At 73.0% G+C, this 6,778-nt stretch carries 5 protein-coding genes; 3 read left to right on the plus strand and 2 right to left on the minus strand.

Annotated elements, in window-relative coordinates:
- Positions 1–185 precede the first annotated feature (185 nt).
- Positions 186–1,490 carry a DUF6986 family protein gene (locus AC3ETA_RS45455; RefSeq protein WP_432198756.1) on the plus strand — a complete coding sequence of 435 codons (1,305 nt, stop codon included), beginning with the start codon at positions 186–188 and terminating at the stop codon, positions 1,488–1,490.
- Positions 1,491–1,574: 84 nt separating this feature from the next.
- Complete coding sequence (locus tag AC3ETA_RS45460; RefSeq protein ID WP_432198757.1) at positions 1,575–3,566, plus strand: serine/threonine-protein kinase; 1,992 nt, start codon at positions 1,575–1,577, stop codon at positions 3,564–3,566.
- Between the two features lie 3 nt (positions 3,567–3,569).
- Here AC3ETA_RS45460 and AC3ETA_RS45465 read toward each other — a convergent pair whose 3' ends face one another.
- On the minus strand, positions 3,570–4,325 hold the full coding sequence (locus AC3ETA_RS45465) for a hypothetical protein (RefSeq protein ID WP_432198758.1): 756 nt from the start codon (positions 4,323–4,325) through the stop codon (positions 3,570–3,572).
- 16 nt (positions 4,326–4,341) lie between these two features.
- Positions 4,342–5,391 carry a LacI family DNA-binding transcriptional regulator gene (locus AC3ETA_RS45470; protein ID WP_432198763.1) on the minus strand — a complete coding sequence of 350 codons (1,050 nt, stop codon included), beginning with the start codon at positions 5,389–5,391 and terminating at the stop codon, positions 4,342–4,344.
- 218 nt (positions 5,392–5,609) lie between these two features.
- Here AC3ETA_RS45470 and AC3ETA_RS45475 point away from each other — a divergent pair, with 218 nt between their 5' ends.
- Positions 5,610–6,560: an ROK family protein gene (locus tag AC3ETA_RS45475; RefSeq protein ID WP_432198759.1), complete on the plus strand. Its 951-nt coding sequence runs from the start codon at positions 5,610–5,612 to the stop codon at positions 6,558–6,560.
- Positions 6,561–6,778: the final 218 nt, after the last annotated feature.

The raw sequence follows: 6,778 nt of genomic DNA on the forward strand, positions 1-6,778 counted from the left end.
CGGCCGGACGAGTCGTGCGGGGCGTGCGTATGCCAGTGTGATACCGCGTCCTGAGATGGGCGTGAACATGGCGAGATGGCGGGGTGACTCCCCGTGGACATGGTGTTGACCATCCGGAAGGTCCCCAGATAACTTCATTCTACGGATTGTTGATTCCGTAGAGCGGAAAATAGGAGGGTATGGGAATGGGTCAGGGCCAGCAGGAGAACGTGGCGACGAGCCTCGCGGGCGCCGTCAGCGAGGAGATCAGCGCCTCCCTCGCGCCGGTCGACGCCGAGCTGGAGCGCCGTTACCCCGGCGACCCCGGCACCCGTCAGCCCGTCCACACCGTCTACGTACCCGGCGACGTCTTCGCCGCCGACACCATCCGCTCCTGGGGCGAGAAGGCCCTCGCGGCCCTCGACGAACACGCCCCCGACGCCGCCTCCTTCGCCGCCGTGCTCGGTCTGTCCGACGAACTCGCCGAGCCGGTGTACTCCCGGGTCCGCGCCAAACTGGAGCGCGAGCCCATCGAGGACCTGCGCGTCGACTTCGAGGACGGCTACGGCCCCCGCACCGACGCCGAGGAGGACGAGACGGCCGCCCGCGCGGCGCGCCTGATCGCCGAGGCGTACGGCAACGGCACCGCGGCCCCCTATATGGGCATCCGCATGAAGTGCATGGAGGCGCCGGTACGCGACCGCGGCATCCGCACCCTCGACATCTTCCTCACCGGCCTCGTGGAGGCCGGCGGCCTGCCCGACGGGCTGGTCCTCACGCTGCCCAAGGTGACCTACCCCGAGCAGGTCACCGCCATGGTCCGGCTCCTCGAGGCCTTCGAGAAGGCCCACCGGCTCGACCCCGGCCGGATCGGCTTCGAGATCCAGATCGAGACCAGCCAGTCCATCCTCGCCGCCGACGGCACCGCGAGCGTCGCCCGGATGATCCAGGCCGCCGAGGGCCGCGCCACGGGCCTGCACTACGGCACCTTCGACTACAGCGCCTGCCTCGGTGTCTCCGCCGCCTACCAGGCCGGCGACCACCCGGCCGCCGACCACGCCAAGGCGGTCATGCAGGTCGCCGCCGCCGGCACCGGCGTACGCGTCTCGGACGGCTCCACCAACGTGCTGCCGGTCGGCCCGACGGCGAAGGTCCACGACGCCTGGCGCCTGCACTACGGCCTCACCCGCCGCGCCCTGGCCCGCGCCTACTACCAGGGCTGGGACATGCACCCCGGCCACATCCCCACCCGCTACGCGGCCGTCTTCGCCTTCTACCGTGAAGGTTTTGAGCAGGCCGCGGCCCGCCTCGCCCGCTACGCCGACCGGACCGGCGGCGACGTCATGGACGAGCCCGCGACCGCGAAGGCCCTGGGCGGCTACCTGCTGCGCGGCCTGGACTGCGGCGCCCTCGACATCGGCGAGGTCGCCCGGCTGACCGGGCTGACCCGCGCCGATCTGGAGGGATTTGCGGCACCGCGACGCGGTGACCTCACGGTCTCCGCCCAGTAGCCGGCCGGTTGCACCGGCCGGTGCCGTCACCCGGGCCCCGTACTCTGTACGGACGCAACGAAGGTCCACAGGAACGGGGCAACGGTGTCTTCGGGGGAGAACGGACAGGCGGACGAGGCCGGCCGACTGCTCGCGGGGCGCTACCGCGTCGTCGCCCAACTCGGCCGCGGCGGCATGGGCGTGGTCTGGCGGGCCCTCGACGAGGTCCTGGGCCGAGAGGTCGCCGTCAAGGAACTGCGCACCTACTCGGACGCGGACGGGCCCGAACTCGCGGATCTGCGGCTGCGAATGCAGCGCGAGGCCCGCGCGGCGGCCCGGGTCCGCCATCCCGGTGTGGTGGCCGTCCACGACGTCACCGAGGTCGACGGACGCCCGCTCATCGTCATGGAACTGGTCGACGGCCCCTCCCTGGAAGCCGTGTTGCGCGAGCGCGGCACGCTGGACCCGCGGGAGGCGGCCGGGATCGGCGCCAAGGTCATGGACGCGCTGGCCGCCGCCCACCGGGCCGGCGTCCTGCACCGTGACGTCAAGCCCGGCAACATCCTGCTCGAAGCCTCCGGCCGGGTCGTCCTCACCGACTTCGGCATCGCCACGATGGACGACCCGGGCGACGGTTCGGCCACCCGTCTGACCCGCACCGGCCATCTCGTCGGCTCCCTGGACTACCTGGCCCCCGAGCGCGCCCAGGGCGCCGAACCGGGCGCGTCCTCGGACGTCTGGGCGCTGGGCGCCACGCTGTACGCGGCCGTGGAGGGCTCCGCCCCCTTCCGCCGTACGTCGACCTTCTCCACCCTCACCGCGATCGTCACCGAACCCCTGCCGGAGCCCGCCAACGCGGGCCCGCTCGGCCCCGTCCTCCAGCGGCTGATGGACAAGCGGCCACAGTCCCGGCCCGAGGCCGACGAGGCCCGCGGACTCCTCCAGACGGTCGCGGACTCCGGCGGCGACACGCCGACGACGGCACTGCGAGGGCCCGCGGACACCGGTCCCGGGAAGACGGAGCGCAGCGTCCCCGCGGTGCCGCCCGGCTTCGGCCCCACGTCGCCGGTGAGCCCGCCCGGACCGACGCCCGCCGGGCAGCCGTACGGCGGCCAGGGCGGCGAGACCCCGGTGCAGGGCGTGCCCGCGTCGGACCTCCCCGGGGCACCGGTCTTCGGGGCGCCGCCACAGGGCACGCAGGGACCGGCGACCCCCGGCCAGGACGCTCCGCCGGCCCAGGGTTTCGGTGCCGTGGGCCATCCCGGCCCGGGCACCCCGGGCCGGCCGTACGGCGCCGGGCCCGGCTCGTCCGCCCCGCACCCGTACGGCTACGGAGGTCCCGTCCCGCCGCAGGACGCGGACGCCACCGGCCCGATGGTCACCTCCTCCGGTACGCCCGCCCGGCGCAAGGGCCGTGCCCTGCTCGCCGCCGTGGCCGTCACCGTTGTCCTCGCGGCGGCCGGGGTCACCGTCGCCCTGGTGAACGGCAAGGGTGACGCCAAGAACGAGGCACAGGACAACTCCTCGCTCGCCGCAGCGGAGGGCACGTCCGCCCCGGCGAGCGGCAGTCCCGACGCCGGCCGTCCGGGCGACTCCGGACTGACCGAGAAGGACGAGAAGTCGCCCGGCGCGACCAGGTCCCCGAGCCGCTCGGCGGACACCGAGCCCTCGGACCGGCCGAGCACCTCTTCCCCGACCAAGACCTCGGGCGGGGGCGGTACCAACGGCGGCAGCACGGGCGGCGGTTCCGGCGACGGCGGGACCACGGGCGGTGGCGGAACGACCGGCGGGGGAGGGGGCGGCAGCACACCGGCCCCCTCCTGCTTCTCCATCGGCGGCGGCAAGTACAACTGCGAGGTGTGGAAGCAGGCCAAGTCATACACCGCCGGAGGCGCCGAGGCCGGTGTCCTCAACGCGGGCACCAACTACTTCTACTGCCAGCAGAACCTGGGCCGTCGTGAGACGTACGGCGAGTGGACCAACGTCTGGTGGGCCAAGACGGACGACGACAGCGGCAACACCAACGTCTTCGTCAGCGACGTCTACATCGAGGGCGGCAACAACGACGAACCGGTGCCCGGACTGCCGGTCTGCTGAAGGTCAGCCCGGCTGCACCCGGAGGTACCCCTCCAGCCCGGAAGCCGTCACCAGCTTCTCCGCCGCGAACAGCCGGGTGCCCCGCTCGCACAGCCCCGCGTCGGCGCGCGCCCGCGCGCAGAACTCCTCGGGCGTGACCCCGAACAGTTCCCTCAACCTGGGCGAGCCCACGAGGAGTTCGGTGAGCAGCGCGCACTGACCGGGGTGGGTGCGCGGCGCGCCGGTGCCGTCGTGCAGGACGCCATGGCGGTTGACGTACGCGAAGGCGCCCGGAAGCGCGGTGCCGTCCGCCAGTTCGATCCGCACGTCGGGCGCGGGCAGCCAGGCGCGGCCGTAGTGCCCCTTCGGCGCCCGCACGCCCTCGCTCGCGTCGACCACGGCGAGCTGCTCGTCGTCGAGCCAGGTCAGGAACAACTCCCTGACGTGCCCGGGAGCTTGGAACGGCGAGGCGGACACGTACCCCATGCGGCTCACATGCGCGGAGACTCCGACATCGAGGCCGGTGACCCGCGCCTTGACCATCGGCAGCGGCGAGACGAGATCGAACTCGTCCATCTTGTGCCGCAGTTGGCCGGGACACGCGTTGGAGCCGACCGCGAGGACGGGCACGCGGTTGTCGTACACCAGGCGGTCCAGGGGCAGCAGCCGGTCGCCGTCGAGAAGCCCGGAGTCCGACGGCCAGGTGCCCGGGTACAGCAGTGGATGATCGCGCGGGGCGTCCGCCAGGCCGAGTGCCTTGAGGCTGCGGTCGTCGTCCACGGGCCGATCGGTCCTCTCAGCGCGCCGGCGGCAGTTCGCCCGAGCCGCGGGTGATCAGCCGCGTCGGCAGCTCGATCCGCTCCGGGGTGACCAGGGTGCCGTCCAACTGCCGGAACAGCCGCTCGGCGGCCGTACGGCCGAGGGCCGCGGCGTCCTGGGCGACAACGGTGACGCCGGGCTGCAGCAGATCGGCGAGCTCGATGTCGTCAAATCCGACCAGGGCGACCGGGCGGGGCTGCTCGGCGAGGACCCGGATCACGGTGACCGTCACACGGTTGTTGCCCGTGAAGATCGCGGTGACGGGAGAGGGACCGGTGAGCATCTTCTCGGCCGCCCGGCGCACCCGCTCCGGGTCGGTGACCCCGAGGGACATCCAGGAGTCCTCCACCGGTATGCCCGCGTCCTCCATCGCGGCCCGGTAGCCGCGCAGTCGCTCCGCGGCCGTGTGGATACGGGGCATGTCTCCGATGAAGCCGATCCGGCGGTGGCCGTGGGCGATGAGGTGAGCGACGCCGTCACGGGCCCCGCCATGGTTGTCGGCCAGGACGCAGTCGGCGTCGATGTTCCCCGCCGGACGGTCGACGAACACCGTGGCGACGCCCGCCTTGAGCTCGGGCTCCAGGTACCGGTGGTCGTCACCGGCCGGAATGATCACCAGCCCGTCCACCCGGCGCGCGCACAGCGCCAGCGCGAGCTCCTGCTCGCGGTCCGGGTCCTCGGCACTGGAACCGTTGATCAGCAGGGCTCCGTGCGCCCGGGCGACCTCCTCGACCGCGCGGCTCAGCGGGCCGTAGAAGGGGTCCGCGAGATCCTCCAGGACCAGGCCGATGCTCGCCGTGCGGCCCTTGCGCAGCACCCGCGCGCTGTCGTTGCGGCGGAAGCCGAGGGCGTCGATGGCCTCCTGGACGCGGCGCTCCGTCTCCGGGGTGACCCCGGGCTCACCGTTGACGACGCGCGAGACGGTCTTCAGACCGACTCCGGCACGCGCGGCGACGTCCTTCATGGTGGGACGGTTGCCGTAGCGGTTCTCGGGCGCGCGGTCGGATCGGCGGATGGTCTCGGGCACGATGCGCTGTCCTGTCCTGTCGTCGTCCACGGGGGGATGCGTCGTCCATGGGTTTGTATGAGGATGTGGCGTCGAGCATAGAGCCTGGACAACGTTGTCAGATCCAGGAGACACTGTCCACCGCAATCTCCGGCCTGCGTCCCCACCGCGAGACCGGCTCTTCCGATCCCCGTGGCAGACGGGGAATCCCGAATGGTTGACGGGGAGAACTGACACTGATGCACACCGACCTCGTGGCTGCGCTCGACATCGGCGGCACCAAGATCGCCGGAGCGCTGGTGGACGGCCACGGCACGATCGTGGCCCGGGCTCAGCGTGCCACGCCGGCGCGGAAGGACGGCGAGACGGTGATGCGGGCCGTCGAGGAGGTCGTCGGCGAACTCACCGTGTCGCCGCTCTGGAGCAGGGCCACGGCCCTCGGCATCGGCAGCGCGGGCCCGGTGGACGCCTCCGCGGGCACCGTGAGCCCCGTGAACGTCCCCGGCTGGCGTGACTATCCGCTGGTGCGGCGGGTCGGGGAGGCGGCAGGCGGCCTGCCCGTCGAACTCATCGGCGACGGGGTGGCCATCACGGCGGCCGAGCACTGGCAGGGAGCGGCGCGAGGCCACGACAACGCGCTGTGCATGGTCGTTTCCACGGGCGTCGGCGGAGGTCTCGTCCTGAACGGCCGACTGCACCCCGGCCCCACGGGCAATGCGGGCCACATCGGCCACATCAGCGTCGATCTGGACGGTGATCCGTGCCCGTGCGGGTCGCGTGGCTGCGTGGAGCGCATCGCGAGCGGTCCCAACATCGCCCGCCGGGCGATCGAGAGCGGCTGGCTTCCCGGCCCGGACGGCGACACGTCCGCCGCCGCGGTGGCCGCCGCCGCGCAGGACGGCGATCCGGTCGCCGTGGCCTCCTTCGAGCGCGCCGCGCAGGCCCTGGCCGCCGGGATCGCGGCCACCGCGACCCTCGTAGAGATCGACATCGCGGTGATCGGCGGCGGAGTGGGCAAGGCCGGCGACGTCCTCTTCACCCCGCTCCGCAAGGCCTTGAGCGACTACGCCACCCTGTCCTTCGTCCAGCGCCTGACGATCGTGCCCGCGCAGATGGGCACGGACGCGGGCCTGGTGGGCGCCGCGGCGGCCGCCCTCGCACGGAAGGCGGACGCGGCGGCGACCGTGTGAGGGCGGAACGTTCACTCACTAACTGCGTCCGCGGGCCCGTCGTGGCTGATCGCGCAGTTCCCCGCGCCCCTGAAGGCAGGGGGTTGCAGTTGGCCTGCGTCAAGCGTGACCGCGGCCGTCACCTGGTTCGCGCGGTTCCCCGCGCCCCTGGGGCTCGCAGTCGCCCATGGCGGTGAGGGGCCGTGCCGGGGGGCGTCCGCCCGCAGCGGCGGGCGTCA

Source organism: Streptomyces sp. bgisy027 (assembly GCF_057710365.1).

Coding starts and splice junctions, on each gene's coding strand:
- AC3ETA_RS45455 (WP_432198756.1), top strand. CDS start 186: ATGGGTCAGGGCCAGCAGGAGAACGTGGCGACGAGCCTCGCGGGCGCC.
- AC3ETA_RS45475 (WP_432198759.1), top strand. CDS start 5,610: ATGCACACCGACCTCGTGGCTGCGCTCGACATCGGCGGCACCAAGATC.